Below are 20,289 nucleotides of genomic sequence, written 5' to 3' on the forward strand. Positions count from 1 at the left end.
AACCTGCATGCCTTGGAAGGATGCTGAGTCTTCGATGACGGATCCGCGTGCTCCTCACGTCACACTCTCCCTCTCCCGCCTCGCCGCGGTACGCCGCCGGACCGGCGACTACAGCGACCGGACCATCGCCGAAGCATGCGCCATCGGACTCTCCTACTGGGCGACGGGCCGAAGCCCGGACGGCATCGGCCTCACCCCCGCCACCTCCTTCACCGACGTCCTCGGCTGGGCCGACAACGGCGGCGGCGGAAGCCGGGACTGGCGGGCCGCCCCCGACGGCCGGAGCATCACCGTCCCCGACGGCGTCCCGCTCGCCGACGCCCAGCGGGCCCTGGACGACCTGGCCGACTTCCCGGACCGGCCCGTCGGCACCATCGGCCCCTGCGACGCGGCGGCCCGCACCGCCCTGCTGGCCGAGTGGAACGACACCGACGCCGACCGGGTCCGCCCCACCGTCGTCGAACTCTTCCTCGAACAGGCCCGCCTGCGGCCGGACGCGGTCGCCGTCACCGACGAACACCGCACTCTGACGTATCGTCAATTAGGCGTGTATTCAGCCCAGTTGGCTCACCATCTGATCGCGCGCGGCCTCACCGCCGAGCAGGTCGCCGGCATCAGTCTGCCCCGTTCCGCCGAGATGGTCGTCGCCCTCCTCGCCGTCCTGCGGGCCAAGGGCGCCTTCGTCCCCCTCGACCCGCAGTGGCCCGCCGCCCGCCGGGCCGTCGTCGTCCAGGACGCCCGGGTGGTCCTCCAGCTCAACGCCCCGGGCGGGAGCGGCGGCACGGGCCCGGGGGAGCCGGGCGAGCCGGAGGCCGTCGCCGTCGACCTCGACGGCTGGGCGTACGGCGACCTCCCCGCCGAGGGCCCCGACGCCACCGTCCCCGGCGCGGCCCTCGCCTATGTGATCTTCACCTCCGGCTCGACCGGCCGGCCCAAGGGCGCCATGATCCGCCACGAGGCGATCAGCGAACGCCTGCTCTGGCAGGTCCACGAGATCCTCGGCTTCGGCCCCGACGACGCCTCCCTCTTCAAGGCGCCGCTCTCCTTCGACATCTCCCTCAACGAGATATTCCTGCCGCTGGTCTCCGGCGGCCGGCTGGTCGTCCTGCGTCCCGGCGGCGAACGCGACCCGCACCACCTGCTCCAGGTGATCGCCGAGCAGCGCGTCACCTTCACCTACCTGGTCTCCTCCATGCTCGACGTCCTGCTGGAGATCGCCGGCGACTCCGGCCGCCTCGGCAGCCTGCGGCACGTCTGGTGCGGCGGCGAGGTGCTCACCCCCGAGCTGTACGAGCGCTTCCGCACCCGGCTCGACATCCCGCTGTACCACGGCTACGGCCCCGCCGAGACCACCATCGGCGTCTCCCACGTGATCTACCGGGGCGAGGCGGAACGCCTGTCGACCTCCATCGGCTGGGCCAACCCCAACACCCGGCTCTACGTCCTCGACGACGAACTGCGCCCGGTCCCGGTCGGCGTCGGCGGCGAACTGTACGTCGGCGGCTTCCTCCTGGGCCGCGGCTATGTGAACGCGCCCGGACTCACCGCCTCCCGCTTCGTGGCCGACCCCTTCGCCAACGACGGCTCCCGGCTCTACCGCACCGGCGACCTCGCCCGCCGGGCCCCCGACGGCTCCCTCGACTTCCTCGGCCGCGCCGACAACCAGATCAAGATCCGCGGGATGCGTCTGGAGATCGAGGACGTCGAGGCCGGCCTCGCCGAACACCCCGGCTCCCGCCACACCTGCGTCGTCGCCCGGAAGAACGCGGCCGGCGCCACCTATCTGACCGGCTATGTGATCCCCGCCGCCGGGAGCGAGGACCTGCGCGCCGAGCAGGTCAAGGAGTGGGCCGGCCGGCACATGGTGGAGTACATGGTGCCCGCCCACATCGTCGTGCTGCCGGAGTTCCCGCTCACCGCGAACGGCAAGCTCGACCGGGCCGCCCTGCCCGAACCCGTCCTCGGCACCGGAGCGGTCGTCCCCCCGGCCACCGAGAACGAGCGCCTCGTCTGCGCCGCCGTCGCCTCGGTCCTGCGACTCGACGCCGTCGGCACCGACCAGGACTTCTTCGCACTCGGCGGCGACAGCATCCTCGCGATATCCCTCCTCAGCGCCCTGCGCGAGGCGGGACTGAACGTCACGGCAGGCCAGATCTTCGCCCACAGCACCGTCGGCGCCCTCGCCGCCGCGGCGAGCCGCGAGGGCGAGGGCGCCGCGGACCACGACGACGTCCCCACGGGCCCGCTCGCCGGCCCGCCCATCGTCCAGTGGCTCGGCGAGACCACGGACGCCATCGACGGCTTCGTGCAGTCCGTGGTCCTCACCACCCCGCGCGGTCTCACCGCCGACGCCCTCGACCGGATCCTCACCGCCCTCGTCCGGCGCCACGACATGCTGCGCGCACGGCTGGTGCGCGGGGATCGCTGGAGCTTCGACATCCCCCCGGCGGACCGGGCCACCGCCCACTGGCAGGAGAGCGACCTCCCCCTCGACGCCTGCACCGCACTCGCCACCGAAGGGCTCGACCCCGACCACGGCGTGATGCTGCGCGCCGTCTGGCGCCGCGCGGCACGCCAACTCGTCCTCGTCGCCCACCATGTCGTCGTCGACGGCGTCTCCTGGCGGATCCTCATGGACGACCTCGCCACCGCCTGGCGGCAGGTCCAGGCGGGCGAGCCCGTCGCACCGCCCCCGGTGGGCACCTCCTTCCGGCGCTGGACCCAGCTCCTCGCACAAACCCCCTTCGACGCGGACCGCCCCCACTACCTGCGCCCCCTGCCGGGACCCGACGCACCGCTCGGCCGGCGCGCCCTGACCGCCGCCGACACCGTCGCCCGGGAACGGCTGCGCACCGTCGCCGTCGGCCCCGAGGTCACCGCCGCGCTGCTGGGGCCCGTCCCCGCCCGGTTCCACGCCGGTGTCAACGACGTGCTGCTGACCGCGCTCGCCGTCACCCTCGCCCGCCGGCGCCGCGACCTCGGCCAGGACCAGACCTTCGCCCACATCGAACTGGAGGGCCACGGCCGCGAGAGCCGCCATGTGGCGGACACGGCGGGCTTCGAGCCCGACCTCTCCCGGACCGTGGGCTGGTTCACCACCCTGTTCCCGGTGACCGTGGACCCCGGCCCGCCCGGGGACCCCGCCGACCCCGCCCCGCTGGCCGCCGCGCTGAAGGCCGTCAAGGAGGACCTCGCCCGCGTGCCGGCCGCGGGTCTCTCCTACGGCGCCCTGCGCCATCTCGACGCCACCGGCTGCGAGACCCCCGCGCCCCAGGTCCTCTTCAACTACCTGGGCCGCTTCGACGCGGGCACCCCCGGGGACTGGCAACTCGCCACTCCGGCGGGGCAGCTGGGGGAGCGGCGCGACCCGCGGATGCGGCTGCCGCGCGCCCTGGAGTTCAACGCCGTCGCCGAACCCGCCCCGGACGGCGGCTACCGCCTGGTCACCACCCTCTCCTGGCCCGAGGGCGTCTTCACCGAGGAGGACATCACCACCCTCGCCGGCTACTTCGGCGACACCCTCACCGGCCTCGCCGCCCTCGCCACCCTGGAGACGGGCGGCGGCCACACCCCGGGCGACTTCGCCCCGCTGCCCCTCACCCAGGCCGACGTCGACGCCCTCGACGGCCCGGACCTGCGCGACATCCTGCCCCTGACCCCCTTGCAGGAGGGCCTGTACTTCCACTCGGTCTTCGACGACGACTCGGCCGGCGCCTACGTCGAACAGCAACTCCTCACCCTGGACGGCGAGGCGGACCCCGGCCGGCTCGCGGCCGCCGCCACCCGGCTGCTCGCCCTCTACCCCAACCTGGCCGCCCGGTTCGTCGCCCTCGCCGACGGGCGCGTGGTCTCCGTCCTGGAGAGCGGCGCCGAGGCCCCGTTCACCGTCCTGGACCGGCCCGGCATCACCGGCGAGGAACTGCGCGACCTCGCCGAACGGGACCGCCGCACCGGATTCGACCTCGCGGCCGGGCCGCTGATGCGCTACACCCTGGTCCGCGCGGGCGGGGGCCGGAACGTCCTGGTGCAGACCGTGCACCACATCGTCGCCGACGGCTGGTCGGTGCCGACGATGCTCCGCGCCCTGCTCGCCGAGTACCACGCGCCGGGCAGTGTGCACCCCCTCGGCGGCTTCGCCGACTACGTCCGGTGGCTCGCCGGGCGCGACGAGGAGGAGAGCGACCGCGTCTGGGGCGAGCAGCTCGCCGGGCTCCCCGGCGGCTCCCTGGTCGCCGAGGGCCACACCCCGTCCGACCGCTTCGCCGACGCCGTCCTGGAGCCGGGCGCCGTCCGGGACGACGATCCGTTCGCCGTCCGGGACGAGGAGCCGGGCGGCGGGCCCGCGCACGCCGAGAGCCCGGGCGGCGAACGCGCACACGCCGAGGGCCCGGGCGGCGGGCTCGCGCACGACCTGGACGCGGCCGCCCGTGCGGCCGGAGTGCCCCTGAGCGTCGCCGTGCACAGCGCGTGGGCCCTCACCCTCGGCGGACTCCTGCACCGCAGCGACGTGGTCTTCGGCTCCACGGTCTCCGGCCGTGACGCGGACGTGCCCGGTATCGAGGACATGGTCGGGCTCTTCATCAACACCGTCCCGGTCCGCGCCCGCTGGACGCCGGACACCACGGCCGCCGCACTCCTCACCTCGGTGCGGGAGCACCGGAACGCGGTCCTGCCGCACCAGCACGTCTCCCTGGCGCGGACCGCCCGCCGGGCCGGCACGGCCGGCGCCCTCTTCGACACCCTGGTGGTCTTCGACGTGGCCACCGACGTCCGCGAGCTGCGGCGGCCCGGCGACACCCTGGCCGTCAGCGCCGTCGTCAACGAGGGCGCCCCGCACTACCCGCTGACGCTGGTCGTCGAGCGCACCCCCGACGGCCACCCGCGCTTCAACCTGATCCACGACGCAGCGCTGCTGCGCCGGGCCGGCGCCCACGCCATCCTGGACACCTTCGCCCGGACCCTGACCACCCTGCTCACCCGCCCGGACGCCCCGGTCTTTGACCTCGCGTCACCCGCGGCCGCCCGTCCGGAACCGGTCGCCCCCACCACCCTCGACGCCCTCTTCGACACCGCCGCGCGGCGCGACCCGGACGCCACCGCCGTCACCCACTGCGGCCTCGACGGCACCACCCGCTCCCTCACCTACGGCGAACTCGCCCGCGCCAAGGACTCGCTGGCCGCCGCCCTGCGCGTGGCCGGGACCGGACCCGGTACCCGGGTCGCCGTCGCCGTGCCCCGCTCCCCGGACCAGGTCGTCGCCCTGGTCGCGACCGTCACGGCGGGCGGCGCGTACGTCCCGCTGGACGCGGCGTATCCGGACGAACGGCTCGCGTTCCTCCTCGCCGACTCCGCCCCCGACGTCGTCCTCGTCGACGAGGAGCAGCGGGACCGGTTCTCGGCGCTGCTCGACCGCGCGGGGATACGGGCCCGGGTGATGGTGCCGGGGGAGAGGGAGCCGGGGGACGCCGTGCCGGGTCCGGGACCCCGCCCGCACGACCCCGCCTATGTGATCTACACCTCCGGGTCGACCGGCCGCCCCAAGGGCGTCGTGGTCCCGCACTCCGCCGTGGTCGCCCTGCTCGCCCGGACCGGCCCCGCCATGGACTGGGGCCCCGGCGACGTCTGGGTCCAGTTCCACTCCTTCTCCTTCGACTTCGCGGTCTGGGAGCTGTGGGGCGCGCTGGCGCACGGCGCCGAGCTGCTGGTCCCGGACCACGCACTGACCCGCTCCCCGGTCGACTTCCACCGGCTGGTCCGCGAGCGCGGGGTGACCGTGCTCAACCAGACCCCGTCCGCCTTCCACCAGTTCGCCGAGGCCGACCGGCACTGCGGCGCGCCGCTGCCCGCGCTGCGGCGGATCGTCTTCGGCGGTGAGGCCCTGGACCTCGGGCGGCTGCGGAGCTGGGTCGCGCGGCACGGCACCCGGACGCCCGAGCTGGTCAACATGTACGGCATCACCGAGACCACCGTCCACGTCACCCACCGGGTGCTCACCGACGAGGACTTCGGCGCGGGGGGCGGGGCCAGCCCGATCGGCGGCCCGATCCCCGGCCTGGTCACTCATCTCCTCGACGACCGGCTCCGGCCGGTGCCGCCGGGCCGGGTGGGCGCCATCTACGTCGCGGGCGACCAGGTGTCCCTCGGCTACCTCGGCCGCCCGGGCCTCACCGCGTCCCGGTTCGTCGCCGACCCGTTCGCGCGGGACGGCTCCCGGATGTACCACACCGGTGATCTGGCCCGCCGCACCCTCGACGGCGAGCTGGAGTTCACCGGCCGGGCCGACGACCAGGTCCAGGTCAAGGGCTTCCGGATCGAGGCGGGTGAGGTCGAGTCCGCCATCAGGGACGTGGACGGTGTGGTCGACGCGGCCGTCACTGTCGCGTCCGGCGGGGACCACCTGGTGGCGCACGTCGTGGGCCGGGTCCCCGCCGATCTGGCCGCCCTGCTCGCCGGGAAGCTGCCCGCGCACCTGGTGCCCGGCCGGGTCCTGCCGGCCGAGGCCCTGCCGCTCACCGTCAACGGGAAGCTGGACCGGCAGGCCCTCGCTGAGCGGGCCGCCGCCCCCGAGGACGCTCCGGCGGAGGCCGGTCCGGCGGTGACCGACGCGGCTACCGGTCCGGCGGCGACCGACGCGGCGGCCGGCGCACACGAGCCCGCGGCCGGCTCCGCTCTCGCCGCCCTGGTCGCCGTGTTCGCCGAGGCCTTGCCCGGCTCCGCCGTGGACGAGGACACCGACTTCTTCCGGGCCGGCGGCGACAGCATCGTCGCCATCGCCGTCGTCAACCGGGCCCGCGCCCTCGGCCTGCCGATCGCGCCCCGGGACGTGTTCCTGCACAAGACCCCGCGCGCCATCGCCCGGCACCTGGCTGCGACGGCCGCCCCCCGGCCCGCCGCACCCGCGGTACCGCTCGCCGAGGACGGCCCGGTGACCCCGACGCCGATCGTCCTGCGCCAACGCGAACTGGGCGGCTCCCTCGTCCGGTTCGCCCAGGCCAGGACCCTGACCGTGGACGCGGACATCACCTTCGCCGGCCTCGAAGGCGCCGTGAACGCGGTCGTGGCCGCCCATCCGGCCCTCCGGCTGCGGCTGGACGTCCACCACGGCGTGTGGTCCCTGCGCACCGAACCCGTCCGCCCGGTCACCCTCGCCCGCGCCGACGCGCCGACGGCGACCGCCGCCGCGAACGAGGCGGCCGGACGGCTCGACCCCGAAGCGGGGGAGACGGTCGCCTTCACCTGGCTGGAGGCCACCCGCACCCTGGTGGTCACCGCCCACCACCTCGCCGTGGACGCGGTCTCCTGGCTGATCCTCCTCGACGACCTGGCCACCGCCCTGCGCGGCGCGCCCCTGCCCCCGCCGACCACCTCCTACGCCGAGTACGCCGAAGCGCTGACCGCGCGGGCCGCCGGGGCCGCCGGCGGCCTCGGCCACTGGATCACCACCCTCCAGGCGCCGCCGCTGCTGCCCGCCACCGGCGCGACGCGCGAGACCACGGCCGTCCTGGCGGCCGAGGCGAGCGACCGGCTCACCCGCACCGCGCCCGGCGCCCTCGGCACCGGACTCACCGAACTGCTGTGCGGCGCGCTGCGCGCCGCGCTCACCCGGATCCAGCCCGAGCCCACCGACCTCGCCGTCGACCTGGAGCGCCACGGCCGGGTCCCCGTCCTCCCGCACCACGACTACACCCGCACGGTCGGCTGGTTCACCGCCGTCGCCCCCGTACGGCTCACCGCGCACACCGACCCCGTCGCCGCCGCCCGCGAACTGGCAGGCCGCCGGCCCGACGAGCACGGACACCTCGCCTACGGGCAGCTCCGCTACCTGAACCCGCAGACCGCGCCCCTGCTCACCGCCCGGCCGCAGGTGCTCTTCAACTACCTGGGCCGCGGCGGCGAGTCCGAGGTGCCGCGCATCACCGGCGGCGAGCGGCACAGCCCGTACGCCGTCGAGGTCGACGCGTGGACCGACGACGCCACCGGCCGCCTGCACGCCCGCTTCACCCTCGCCGCGGGCGTCCCCGACGAGCTCACCGGCCACTGGCTGGCGGCCCTGGAGGAGATCGCGGCGGTCTCGGCGACGGCCGAACGCACCGCGCCCGTCACCCCGCTCCAGCGCGGCCTCTACTTCCAGGCCCAGCTGGGGGGCACCGCCGGACAGTACGTCGCCCAGAGCTGGTTCACCTTCGACCGGCGACTGGACCCCGAGGCGATGGCCGAGGCGATGGCGTATGTGACCGCCCGGCACCCGGTCGCGGGCGCCGGCTTCGGCACCGGCGACGACGGCAACCCGGTCCAGGTCCTCGGCGCGGGCCGCCGGGTCCCCGTCCGCACCGTCGACCTCACCGAAGGCACCGGCGCCGGCACCAGCACCGGCGCCGGCACCGGCGCCGAAGCCCGGGCCGGGGCGGGAGCGGACGCCGCCGTGGCGGCCCTGCGCGCCCGGGACCGGGAGACCGGCTTCGACCCGGCCGCGCCCCCGCTGATCCGGCTGACCGTGGTGCGCCTGCCCGGAGGCCGGGACGGCCTGCTGCTCAGCTACCACCTGCTGCTGTGGGACGGCTGGTCCCGCGAGATCGTCCTCCGGGACCTCTTCGACGCCTACCGGGCCGCCACCGACGGCACCCCCCTGCCGCACACCCCGGCCGCGCCCTCCTTCGAGGACCACGCCCGCGCCCTCGCCGCCAGGGACCCCGCCCCCGCGGAACGCTTCTGGGCCGGCCACCTGGCCGGCCTCACCGGCCCCACCCTGCTCGCCGGCCCCTCGCCCGCCCTCTCCGACGCGCTGCCGCACACCCTCGTCCACACCCTCTCCGCCGAGGAGTCCGGACTGCTGCGCGAGGCGTCCAGAACCCACGGCGTCACCCTGAACTCCCTCCTCACCGGGGCCTTCGGCCTCCTCCTCGGCGCGTACACCGGCCGGAGCGACGCGGTGTTCGGCGTGACCGTCTCCGGCCGGGAGAGCGAGGGGGCGGCCGGAATCGTCGGCGTCCTCCTCAACACCGTGCCCATGCACACCCGGGCCCGCCCCGACCACACCGCCCGGGAGTATCTGACGGCCGTCCAGGCGGCCCGGGCCGCGGCGATGGACCACGAGCACCTGGGACTCGGCGAGATCCAGCGGGCCTGCGGCCACGACACCCTGTTCGACAACCTGTTCGTGCTCCAGAACTTCCTGGACCTGGACGCCTTCGCCGCGATGAACGCCCGGCACGGCATCACCTCCGTACAGGCCGACGACTCCACGCACTACCCGTACACCTGGGTCGTCACCCCCGGCGACCGGCTCACCGTCAAACTGGAGCAGCGCGACGGCGACCCGGCCGCCGCCCGTGAACTCCTCGGCGCCTATCTGCGTGTCCTGCTGGACCTGGCCCGCGCGAGCGGCCCGCTCGGCGCCCTGCCCGGACTCGCACCCCCTCCCGTACCCGCCCCGCGCACCGGGATCGGCACGGACACCGTCGTCGACCGCTTCGACCGGGCCGCCGGCCGCGCCCCCGAGCGGACCGCCCTGGTCGCCGGCGGCTCGACCATGACCTTCGCCGGACTCCGCGACCGCAGCCGCGCCGTGGCCGGTGTCCTCGCCGCACGCGGTATCGGCCCCGAGACGACCGTGGGCCTCGCGATCCCCCGCTCCCTGGACTCGATCACCGCCCTCTTCGCGGTGCTGCGCACCGGCGCCGCCTATGTCCCCCTGGAGCTGGACCACCCCGACGAGCGGATCGCCGCGATCGTCGCGGACGCCCGCCCCCAGGTGATCCTCACCGTGAGCGCCGTCTCCCCCCGGCTGGCCCCGCTCGGCGGCGAGCTGATCGAACTGGACCGCCCGCTGCCCACCGCGGACCCGTTCACCACCTTCACCCCCGGCGACCCGGACCGCCTGCGGCACCCCGCCTACACCATCTACACCTCCGGATCGACCGGGAAGCCCAAGGGCGTGGTCACCGAGTACGCCGGTCTCACCAACATGCTGATCAACCACCGGCGCAGGATCTTCGAACCGGTCCTCGCCGGGCACGGCCACCGGGTCTTCCGGATCGCCCACACCGTCTCCTTCGCCTTCGACATGTCGTGGGAGGAGCTGCTGTGGCTCGCCGACGGCCACGAGGTGCACATCTGCGACGAGGAACTGCGCCGTGACGCGCCCCGGCTCACCGCCTACTGCCTCGAACACGGCATCGACGTCATCAATGTGACGCCCACCTACGCCCAGCAGCTGGTGGCCGAGGGCCTGCTCGACACCCCCGGCCGGCGGCCCGCGCTGGTTCTGCTGGGCGGCGAGGCCGTCACCCCCGCCCTGTGGCAGCGGCTCGCCGAGACCGAGGGCACGGTCGGCTACAACCTGTACGGGCCCACCGAGTACACCATCAACACCCTCGGCGTGGGCACCTTCGAATGCCAGGACCCCGTGGTGGGCGTGCCGATCGACAACACCGATGTGTACGTCCTCGACCCCTGGCTCCGGCCCCTGCCCGACGGCGTCCCCGGCGAACTGTACGTGGCGGGCGCCGGCATCGCCCGCGGCTACCTCGGCCAGCCCGCCCAGACCGCGCACCGCTTCGTCGCCTGCCCCTTCGGCGCGCCCGGCGCACGCATGTACCGCACCGGGGACCTGGTCGCCCGGCGGCCCGACGGCAACCTGGCGTACCTGGGCCGCACCGACCAGCAGGTCAAGATCCGCGGCCACCGCGTCGAACCCGGCGAGGTCGAGGCCGCGTTCGCAGCCCACCCGGCGGTCCGCTCCGCCGCCGTCGTCGCCCAGCCCGACCCCCGTGCCGACGGCGCGTACCGGCTGGCCGCCTACCTCGTCCTCGACGGCGCCCACCTCGCCGACGTCGCCGCCGAAGTGGGTGCCGCCCTGCCCGACTTCCTGCGCCCGACCCACTACGCCCGCCTCGACGCCGTCCCGCTCACCGTCAACGGCAAGGCCGACACCGGGGCGCTGCCCGAGGCCCGGCCCCTCGGCGCGCTGAGGACGGCGGGCGAGCGCGGCCCGCGCACCGCGACCGAGACCGCGGTCTGCGAGTTCTTCGCCGAGTCCCTGGACCTGGACGACGACGAGGTGAGCGCGGTCGGCGACTTCGTCTCCCTCGGCGGGCACTCCATGACGGCGGTCCGGCTGATCGGCCTGCTCCGCCGGGAGTACGGTCCTGTGGTCACCATCCGCGATCTGTTCACCCTGCGAACCCCGGAAGCGATTGCCCGTCACCTTGATGAACACTCCTGACACCCAGCGGCCCCGCCCGGGATCGGCCATCCTGCGGACCGCGCTGCGCCGCAACGTCGGGGCGATGGTCTGGGGCACCGTCCTGATGGGCCTGTACCAGGCCGGGGAGACCGCCTTCCCCATCGCGCTCGGCCTGATCGTCGAGCACGCCCTCAAGGACCGCAGCCCCGGCGCCCTCGCCCTGTCCATCGGTGCCCTCGCCGTGATCATCACGACGGTGTCCCTGTCGTGGCGCTTCGGCATGCGCATCCTGCAGAAGGCCAACACCACCGAGGCCCACCGCTGGCGGGTACGGGTGGCCTCCTGCGCCCTCCAGCCGGTGGCCCGGGGCGGCGGCCTCAAATCGGGCGAGGTGCTGACCGTCGCCACCGAGGACGCCGACCAGACCGCCGACATCATCGAGGTGGTGCCGCTGCTCGTCAGCTCCCTCGCCGCCGTGGTGGTCACCGCCGTCGCGCTGAGCCTGGCCGACCTCCGGCTCGGGCTGCTGGTCGTCGCCGGAACCGTCGCCATCCTCGCCGTGCTGAGTGTGATGTCCCGGCGGATCGGCGCCGGGACCCGGGAACAGCAGGCCCGGGTCGCGCGCGCCGGAGCCAAGGTGGCCGATCTGATCATCGGCCTGCGCCCGCTGCACGGCTTCGGCGGCAACCACGCGGCCTTCGGCTCCTACCGCAGGCTCAGCACGGACGCCAAGCGCCAGGCGATCACCGTCGCCCGGGTGAACGGCGTCTACGCGGGCACCGCGCTCGCCCTCAACGCCGTCCTCGCCGCCGCCGTCTCCCTGACGGCCGGCTGGCTGGCCTTCCAGCGGCAGATCACCATCGGGGAACTGGTGATGGCCGTGGGCCTGGCGCAGTTCATCATGGAACCGCTCAAGATGTTCTCCGAGATGCCCAAGTACGTGATGACGGCCCGCGCCTCGGCCGACCGGATGGCCCTGGTCCTGTCCGCCCCGCCCGTCGCCGTCCCCGGTGGCGGACGCCCGGCCCCGGGCGGGGGACTCCAGGTGGACGGCGTCCGCCACGGCGCCCTGCGCACCCTGAAGTTCGACGTGGCCCCGGGCGAGTTCGTCGCCGTCGCCGCCTACCAGCCGCGCGCGGCGGCCGACCTCGCGGCGGTCCTCGCGCTGAACGTCCCGCCCGGCGCGTACGAGGGGGCGGTGCGTCTCGGCGGGCAGCCGCTCGCGGACCTGTCGGTCGAGGCGGTCCGTGAACACCTGCTGGTCAACCCGTACGACGGGGAGATCTTCGCGGGCACCCTGCGCAGCAACATCGACCCCTCGGGCACCAGCCGGACCGTCGCCGAGGCCGTCGAGGCGTCCCTGCTCACCGACGTCGTCGCCCTCCACCCCGAGGGGCTGGACTACCCGGTCCGCGACCGGGGCGCCAATCTCTCCGGGGGCCAGCGGCAGCGCCTCTCCCTGGCCCGCGCCCTGGCCGCCGACACCGGGATCCTGGTGCTGCACGACCCGACGACCGCCGTCGACGCGGTCACCGAGCAACTGATCGCCCGCCGGGTCGCCGCCCTGCGCCGGGGCCGCACCACCCTGGTGATCACCAGCAGCCCCGCCCTGCTGGACGCCGCCGACCGGGTCCTCGTCCTGGACGACGGCGTGGTCACCGCGGAGGACACCCACCGCAACCTGCTCGCCACCGACCAAAACTACTGCCGGGCGGTCGCGCGGTAGCCCGGCGGTCCGGTGCCGTCCGGTCGTCCGGCCGTCCGGCTCAGCCCAGTGCCCAGGCGACGTCCCGCAGCAGCGCGTGCCGCCAGCCTGCCCGGTCGTGGTCCGCCGCCGACCGCGAGACCCTGACCACCGCACCCGCCCGCTCGGTCAGGGCCTCCACCGGCTCGCAGTGCGGCAGCATCCGGCTCTCGTGCTCGCCCACGTCGAACGCGCACCGCAGCCCGGACAGATCGGGGCCCCGGCGCAGCCGCTCCGCGATCAGTCCCCCGGCCGGACCGCCGAGCGGGTCCGCCAGGCCCGCGGCACCCGGCGTCCACCAGAACGAGGGGGACTGGACGGCGATCCGCCGGACCAGCTCCGGGAACTCCAGCGCCGCGTACAGTGCGCTCAGCCCGCCGAGGCTCTGCCCGGCGACCACCAGCCGGTCCGGACCGGCCGGCACCCCGGACTCCGCGACCAGCGGCAGGAGTTCGTCCCGGACCGCCTCCCACAGCGCGGGCGCGCACCCGAACTCGGCCTCCCGGTCCTTCGCCGGCAGGAAGACCAGGGTGACGGGCGGCAGCTCACCGGCCTCGAAGGCCGCGTCGAAAGCCTGCGCCGCCGGGTGCAGATAGAGCCAGTCGTCGCCGTCGAGGAGCAGCACCACCGGCCCCCCGCCGCCCACCGGGTGCACCCGCACGGTGCGCCGTCCGCCGAGGCGTCCGCCGGCCCAGCGGAGCCTGGTGCGGGGGAGGGGCAGTGCCTCGTCGGAGCCGAGGGCGGGCCAGTGCGGCTGTTCCGGGGCGTCCGGCGTCGAGGCGATGGACCGGCCGGGGCCCGCGCCGACCGGGTTGAACGGGTCGGCGGCCGGGGTGCCGTCCGCGAGGAACCGGTAGGTCACCCGCAGCCGCGCGGGCATCCGCACCTCCGCGTACCAGCAGTCCGTGCCCGCCCAGCGGCGCAGCGAGACCGGTGGCGACCAGCTCTCGAAGTCGATCCCGGCGGGCGACGAGCCGCGCCACAGGAACAGGGCCCGCCAGCCGCCGCCGGGGCCGGGCACCATCACGGGGGTGCGCACCGCCGCCCAGAACTCCTCGGAGCCCGGTGCGCCGGGCAGGGCGAACCCCTCGCCGGGGCCCGGGGCGGGGTCTTCTTGTGAGGGGTGCGCAGAGACGTTAGGCTCGGCCTGCATTAGGTGAGCCTAACCTAAAACCCACTGCCCCGAGGGCTCAACCACTCCTTTCCGCACGGTATGTGACGTGAAGTCAGCAGACGGCCGAGGAGGCACCGGCACATGAGCACCAACCCGTTCGACGACCCCGAGGGCCGCTTCCTGGTCCTGGTGAACGACGAGGGGCAGCACTCCCTCTGGCCCTCCTTCGCCGAGGTCCCCGGCGGCTGGACGGTCGCCCTCCCGGAGACCACCCGCGAGGCGTGCCTGGAGTACGTCGAGGAGCACTGGAAGGACCTGCGCCCGCGCTCCCTCGCGGCCTCCACCGACTGACCCCACGGCGAAGCGGGACCCCCGACGTGCTCTGCACCAGGCTGACCAACGCGCGCTTCGTGACCATGGACCCCGCCCGCCCCCTCGCCCGTGAACTGGGCATCTGGCGGGGCCGGATCGTGGGCCTCGACGAGGCCGTCACGGCCCTGCCCGCACGCGAGGTGATCGACCTCCGGGGCGCCACCGTGCTGCCCGGCTTCGTCGACGCCCATGTGCACCTGGCCTGGACGGGGTTCAAGGAGAACACCGTCAGCATCGCGGGCCTGCGGGGGGCCGACGAGGTCCTCGCCGTCGTGGCGGACACCGCCGCACGCACCGGCGAACCCGGGGACTGGGTCACCCTGGCCGGATACGACCAGCGGGCCCTCGGCCGCCATCTGACCGCCGCCGAACTCGACAGGGCGGCCCACGGGCGCAAGGTCTTCCTGCTGCACGACTCCGGGCACGGCTGCGTGGTCAGCACCGCCGTCCTCGACCTCCTCCCGGCCGGCGTCCCGCACACCGACGGCCTCCTCGTCGAGGCCGCCATGGGGGCCGCCCGCGCGCTGCGCCTGCCCCACTCCCAGCGGGAGCTGGCCGAGGCGATCGGCCGCGCCGCCCGGACCTGTCTCGCCGAGGGCGTCACCGCCTGCGCCGAGGCCGGTGTCGGCGGCGCCCTCTTCGGCCACAGCCCGGTCGAACTCGGCGCCTACCAACTCGCCCACGACGAGGGCCTGCTGCCCCTGCGGGTGCAGCTGATGGTCTCCGCCGACCGGCTTCGCCCGGTCGCCGCGCACCGGGGCGACGGCATCCCCCGGGCCCTCGACCTCGGACTGCGCACCGGCTTCGGCGGCGACCGCCTCTCCCTGGGCGCACTGAAGATCTGGGCCGACGGCGGCATGATGGCCCGCACCGCCGCCCTCACCGAGCCGTACGAAGGGCTGGACCACACCGGCCAGTTGCAGGACGACCCCGAGGCCCTCACCGCCCTGATCGTGGACGGCCACCGGGCCGGCTGGCAGCTCGCCGTCCACGCCATCGGCGACCGCGCCGCCGACCTCGCCCTGGACGCCGTGGAGCGCGCCCAGCGCCACCGGCCGCGCCCCGGCGCCCGTCACCGCATCGAGCACGCCGGGCTGGTCCGCCCCGACCAGCTCCCGCGCTTCGCCCGCCTCGGCCTCAGCGCGGTCGTCCAGCCGAGCTTCCTGCGGTACTTCGGCGACGACTACGCGGCCGTCATGGGGGAGGGGCGGGCCCCATGGCTCTACCGCGGCCGGTCCTTCCTGGATCACGGCATCCCCCTGGTCAGCAGCTCCGACCGACCCGTCGCCGACGGATCCCCGCTGCTCGCCGTCCAGTTCATGGTGGAGCGGGCCTCCGCCTCCGGGCGGGTGATCGGCCCGGACGAGGGCGTCACCGTCGACGAGGCCCTGCATGCCTGCACGGTCGCCGCCGCGCGGGCCTGCCACTGGGAGGACACCCTGGGCAGCCTCACCCCGGGCAAGCGCGCCGACCTGGTCGTCCTCGGCGACGACCCGCGCGCCGTGGATCCCTCCCGGATCGGGGACATCGAGGTCCTGGGCACGTGGACCGACGGCGCGGTCGTGTCCGGCGGGCCGTTCGCCTGAGCGGGCGCGCCCGGCGCTCGCCGGGCCGGTCCCCGGCCCGCTCCTCCCTGCTTCCGGGCGTTCGCATCCCCCGGCTCGGGACCCGGCCCGGCCCGCGGAGCCGGGCACCGGCCCGCGCCTCGGGCCCCGGCGCGGCCCGCGTCCCCCTGGACCACCGGATGGCCGGCGGCGGGTCGGGTCCCGGTCCGGCATGCAGCGGTGGACGCTCCGCCCGTCCGGGCCGCCCGCCTGCCCGGCGGCGCGCAGCGGCCGCAGAAGGCGGCCGCGCGACCAGGTCCGAGCCGGGCGCCGAGGTGCCGGCGGGGCGCCGGTCGCCCGGTGCTCGTGCGTCCGGAGGGCTTCAGGCGGCTCTCAAGGTCTGTTAGGTTAGGCTTACCTTAGTTAGGAGTTACCGATGGTCCTTGCCAAGGTCCGCACCGCCGGGCCGAGCAACGCGGAGCGCATTCGCTCCGTCGTCGCCGCAGCCACGTCGCTCAGCCTGACGACCGACGGCAGCAGCTACGACCTGATCGCGATGCACACCACCGACCGGCGGGGCCGGCTGAGGCTCCATCCGCCCGCCGACAGCCCGCTCGCCGTGCAGATCGCCTTCGCTCCCCGGGGTGTCCTGGCCGGACTCCTGGAGTTCACCGACGTCGCCCCCACCGGCGTCCGGGACCGGGTCCGCTCCCGGGTCACCCTCTCGGGCTGGCTCACCCCCTGCGAGGAGCAGCCCACGGCCGGCGCCCTGGTCCTCCGCCTCGACGCCGCCCGGGCCGGCATCGAACGGCGCGGCCTCGTCGAGTACGTCGGACTGGACGAACTGGCCCTCGCCGAACCGGATGTGCTCGCCTGTCAGGAGGCGGCGATGCTCACCCACCTCGACGACGACCACCACGAGGTCGTGGAGCAGCTCAGCCGCCTCCTCGACCCGGAGGTGCTCCAGGGCGCCGTGCGGGTGCGCCCCCTCGCCCTGGACCGCCACGGCATCACGCTGCGCTGCGAGTACCCGCGCAGCCACGCCGACGTCCGGATCTCCTTCGCCGCCCCCGTGCACGATGCCGACGGCGTCGGCCCGCAAATGGAACGGCTCCTGCGCCGCGCGGCGGCCCGCTGCCGCAAGCGCCGCAGTGGCACGTCGTGACCGGGCCCCGGGCGGGGGCGGGCCGCACCGTGCGCCACGTCCCCGCCGGCGGGTCGCCGCCCGCCCGCGATCCGCACCGCCCCGCGGCTGACGGCGGCACCCCGGCGGCGCGGCCCGGCCACCGCGCGGGCGCGGCCCCGCACGACCGGGTCGCCGCGATCATCCGGGCCGCGCCGCTCGCCGCCGCCCTCGCCACCCCGCCCCCCGCCCCCGACCGGGCGGCGGCCCCGCGCCCACGCCGCCCCGGCACATGACGGCCCCGTGGCCGGGCGCGGCCGCAAGACGGCCCCGGCGCCGCCCCCCCCGCCCCGCAAAGCCCGATCCGGGCACATCTGTTCGCGAACCATCCCCGGCACACCTCTCCCGCTCCGGCGTCGTTGGACACCCCGACCCGCCCGCAAGCACAGGAGCCCAGGTGCCGCGCACGTCGCCCCCTACCGTCACCACGGTCCAGCACCCCTTCCCCGGCCAGACAGCCCGTCCGGACGACGTACGCCGGTCCGGTGTCACGGAGCACCGGCTCCGTGTCCAGGGCTATCGCTACGCCGCGCGGGTCGTGCGCAGCACCGCGCCGGTGGCCGAACCGGCGCTCGTCCTCGGCGGGTCCTCCCAGGACCGGTACTCCTGGACCCGGCACGAGGGGCGGCTCGCCGAGGTGTGCGACGTCGTCACCGCCGACCTGCCCGGGTACGGCTCGGCCGACTTCCTGCCCGCCGACCGGGGTACGGACTTCCTCGCCGAGGCCGTCGCCCATCTGCTGGACGAACTGGACCTGCCCCGGGTCAACCTCGTCGGCGCCTGCTTCGGCGGAGCCGTGGGCCTGCGCGTCGCCCAGCGCCATCCGCGGCGGGTCGCCCGGCTGATGCTCGTCGGCATGACCCGGGCCATCCCGGCCGACTACGCGGCCGCGATGGTCCGCTGGGACGGGCTGATCCGGGCAGGTGACACCGCCACGGTCGCCCGCGAACTCGCCGACCGCTTCATGTCGCCGGCCGGGGCGGGCGCCGTCCGCCGCCACGCGGCCGTCTCCCGCCTCGTCCACCAGCAGATCGCCGGGCAGAGCCCCGAGGAGATGGCCAAGTCGGCCGAGCACAACCTCCGGCTGATGCGCCACGACTGGTACCGGGCGGACCCCTTGCCGGCCGTGCCGACCCTGGTGGTGACCGGTGAGCACGACACCCTCACCACCCCCGCGATGGGCCGGGACCTCGCTGCGCACCTGCCCGGCGCACGGTTCCTGACGATCCAGGAGACCGACCACCTCGCCCCCATCGAACGCGTCCCCGAATTCGCGGAGTTGATGGCCCGCTTCTGCGCCGGGGAACGCTACGACGACCTGCCGTACCTCGCGCCCTGACCGGGGACGGCACGACGGGGCCCGGCCGCGGCACCTGATGCCCTGCGGCCGGGTCCCGGAGATGCGGTCAGCGGCCCCTGACCGGCTCACGCCGGTTGCGCATCCTCAGCAGCACCACGCCCGCGGCGAGGAGCGCGGCGCCCACGGCCGAGGGCCACAACTGGGCGCCGGTGGAGGCGAGTGAACCGCCCGCCGACTGCTGGGGCGCCGTACCGCCCGCGGGGGAGGGCGCCGTGCCGTCACCGGCACCGGACCCTTGCGGGGTGTCCGTACGGTCCGCCGCCGACGGCGCCGGGGCGGGCGCCGCCGAAGCCTCCCCGCCTTCCGGGGCGTCCTCGCGGACGGCGGGCGCGTCGCCCTTGCCGGCCGCCGGCTTCTCGCCGCCGTCGCCCAGGACATCGGGCGCGCGCCGGACGTCCGGCGCGGTGGCCCCGCCGTCCTCCGCTGCCGGACGCCCGGCCGCCGGGCGGTCCGCCGGGACGCCCTTGTCCTCAGCGGCGCCGGGGGGTACGTCCTGGCCGCCGCCCGCACCGGATCCGTCCTGCCCGGCCTGGTTCTGGCCCTGGCCCTGGCCCTCGCCCGGCTGGTCCGGGGCGCCGGGCTGCCCGGGTGCGCCGGGCACGTCGGCGCCACTGCCACCGTTGCCGCCCTGGCCCGGGTCGCCGCCGTCCTGGCCGCCGTTGCCACCGGTCGCGCCGGCGTTCTGCCCGGGCTGACCACCGGAGTCGCCCGGCTGCTCGGGCGCGATGCCGTTCTGTCCGCCTCCGTTCTGTCCGCCGTCGCCCCCGTCGCCGTCCTGACCGCCGGTGTCCTGGCCGTCGCCGTCGCCCGGGGGCTGCTCGCCCGCGTCCGGCAAAGTGCCGCCCGCGTCGTCCGGGCCGCACTGACGGCCCTCGTTGACGCAGGCCACCAGCTCCGCCATCAGCGCCTCGTCGAAGACGTTGATGAAGTCGCCGTGGTCGGTGACGGGCTTGTGGAGTTGTTCGGGGAAGGAGTCGACGGCGAAGACGACGGGGTTGTCGCCGTCGAGGACGGGCGGGGGCACGTCGTAGACGATGCGCTGGACGAGTTGGGGGATGGCGCGGAAGCCGCTGGGGCACCGGCCGTTGGCGTCGGCGAAGGCGACGTGGGTGCGGTGGTTGGCGCTGTCGGTGTTCTGGCCGTCCCAGCAGCTCTGGAACGTGAAGGTGCGGACGACCTGGCTGCCTTCGGGGCAGATGGGGTACTTGTCCTTGAGTTGTCGGTCCTCGAAGCCGGTGCAGCTCCAGGAGGCGTTGGCGTTGGCGTTGCCGTTGACGAAGGCTTTGGCGTCGCCGGTGATGATGCGCAGGAAGCGGGGCATGGCGGTGACTTTGCTGCGCGGGTTGCCGACGAAGTTGAGGGTGACCTGGGTGGGGGTCTGGATTTCGCCGACGTTCTGGTCGTTGCCGCCGCCGTCGGCCTGGGCGTCGTTCTCCTGCTGTCCGTTCTGGAGGCGCAGGACGGGCCAGTAGTAGGTGGAGCGGTCGCCCTGGTTGCGGCAGGTGGTGGCGCCGTTGGCGAGGTCGTCGTCGCTGGCGAAGGCGTCGTTGGCCTGGTTGCCGATGTAGTCGTGCATGTGGTGGGCGCCGTTGGCGACGCCGGGGGCGACGATGACGTTGTCGGGGTTGAAGAGGCCGCCTGCGTTCACGCCGCAGTCGGTGGTGAAGGTGCCGCGGGAGGCGCCGCGCTTCTGGCGGGGCTGGGAGACGTTGGGCTGGACGTCCTGGATGTTCACGAAGTCGCCCGCGACGGGGCCGTTGCCGGCCTGCCCGCCGAACCCGCCACCG

The 20,289-nt window shown here is 75.3% G+C and carries 9 protein-coding genes; 7 read left to right on the plus strand and 2 right to left on the minus strand.

All coding sequences use genetic code 11. From position 1 onward, the window contains the following. Nucleotides 1–34 precede the first annotated feature (34 nt). Nucleotides 35–11,224 carry a non-ribosomal peptide synthetase gene (locus C593_RS0123430; protein WP_018849765.1) on the plus strand — a complete coding sequence of 3,730 codons (11,190 nt, stop codon included), beginning with the start codon at nt 35–37 and terminating at the stop codon, nt 11,222–11,224. Next, on the plus strand, nt 11,211–12,911 hold the full coding sequence (locus tag C593_RS0123435) for an ABC transporter ATP-binding protein (RefSeq protein ID WP_018849766.1): 1,701 nt from the start codon (nt 11,211–11,213) through the stop codon (nt 12,909–12,911). The genes C593_RS0123430 and C593_RS0123435 overlap by 14 nt, the downstream gene beginning before the upstream one ends. 40 nt (nt 12,912–12,951) lie before the next feature. Here the strand turns inward: C593_RS0123435 and C593_RS0123440 are convergent, their stop codons facing one another. Next, complete coding sequence (locus C593_RS0123440; RefSeq protein WP_078521814.1) at nt 12,952–14,082, minus strand: alpha/beta hydrolase-fold protein; 1,131 nt, start codon at nt 14,080–14,082, stop codon at nt 12,952–12,954. Nucleotides 14,083–14,184: 102 nt separating this feature from the next. Here C593_RS0123440 and C593_RS0123445 point away from each other — a divergent pair, with 102 nt between their 5' ends. The 5 genes from C593_RS0123445 (at nt 14,185) to C593_RS0123465 (ending at nt 18,481) form a co-directional block, all read left to right on the plus strand. Further along, a complete protein-coding gene (locus C593_RS0123445) occupies nt 14,185–14,394 on the plus strand; it encodes an MbtH family protein (RefSeq protein ID WP_018849768.1) in 210 nt (69 codons plus the stop codon). A 26-nt stretch (nt 14,395–14,420) separates the two neighbouring features. After that, the gene (locus C593_RS0123450) at nt 14,421–16,001 is read left to right on the plus strand and encodes an amidohydrolase (protein ID WP_018849769.1); all 1,581 of its coding nucleotides are present in this window, start codon (nt 14,421–14,423) and stop codon (nt 15,999–16,001) included. Nucleotides 16,002–16,395: 394 nt separating this feature from the next. Next, the gene (locus C593_RS0123455; protein WP_018849770.1) at nt 16,396–17,124 is read left to right on the plus strand and encodes a DUF2470 domain-containing protein; all 729 of its coding nucleotides are present in this window, start codon (nt 16,396–16,398) and stop codon (nt 17,122–17,124) included. Next, nucleotides 17,121–17,378 (plus strand): hypothetical protein, encoded by a 258-nt coding sequence (locus C593_RS30345; protein ID WP_018849771.1) that lies wholly within the window; start codon nt 17,121–17,123, stop codon nt 17,376–17,378. The genes C593_RS0123455 and C593_RS30345 overlap by 4 nt, the downstream gene beginning before the upstream one ends. Before the next feature lie 161 nt (nt 17,379–17,539). Further along, a complete protein-coding gene (locus tag C593_RS0123465) occupies nt 17,540–18,481 on the plus strand; it encodes an alpha/beta hydrolase (protein ID WP_018849772.1) in 942 nt (313 codons plus the stop codon). A 67-nt stretch (nt 18,482–18,548) separates the two neighbouring features. On the opposite strand, the gene C593_RS30350 is transcribed toward C593_RS0123465, so the two are convergent. Then, a partial coding sequence (locus C593_RS30350; RefSeq protein WP_018849773.1) for a DUF1996 domain-containing protein occupies nt 18,549–20,289 on the minus strand: 1,741 nt, incomplete at its 5' end.

This window comes from Streptomyces sp. CNT372, assembly GCF_000377145.1.

What these genes read in the sequence shown, in the direction of transcription:
- C593_RS0123430 (WP_018849765.1), top strand. Translation starts at nt 35, where the DNA reads ATGACGGATCCGCGTGCTCCTCACGTCACACTCTCCCTCTCCCGCCTC.
- C593_RS0123435 (WP_018849766.1), top strand. Translation starts at nt 11,211, where the DNA reads ATGAACACTCCTGACACCCAGCGGCCCCGCCCGGGATCGGCCATCCTG.
- C593_RS0123440 (WP_078521814.1), bottom strand. Translation starts at nt 14,082, where the DNA reads ATGCAGGCCGAGCCTAACGTCTCTGCGCACCCCTCACAAGAAGACCCC.
- C593_RS0123445 (WP_018849768.1), top strand. Translation starts at nt 14,185, where the DNA reads ATGAGCACCAACCCGTTCGACGACCCCGAGGGCCGCTTCCTGGTCCTG.
- C593_RS0123455 (WP_018849770.1), top strand. Translation starts at nt 16,396, where the DNA reads ATGGTCCTTGCCAAGGTCCGCACCGCCGGGCCGAGCAACGCGGAGCGC.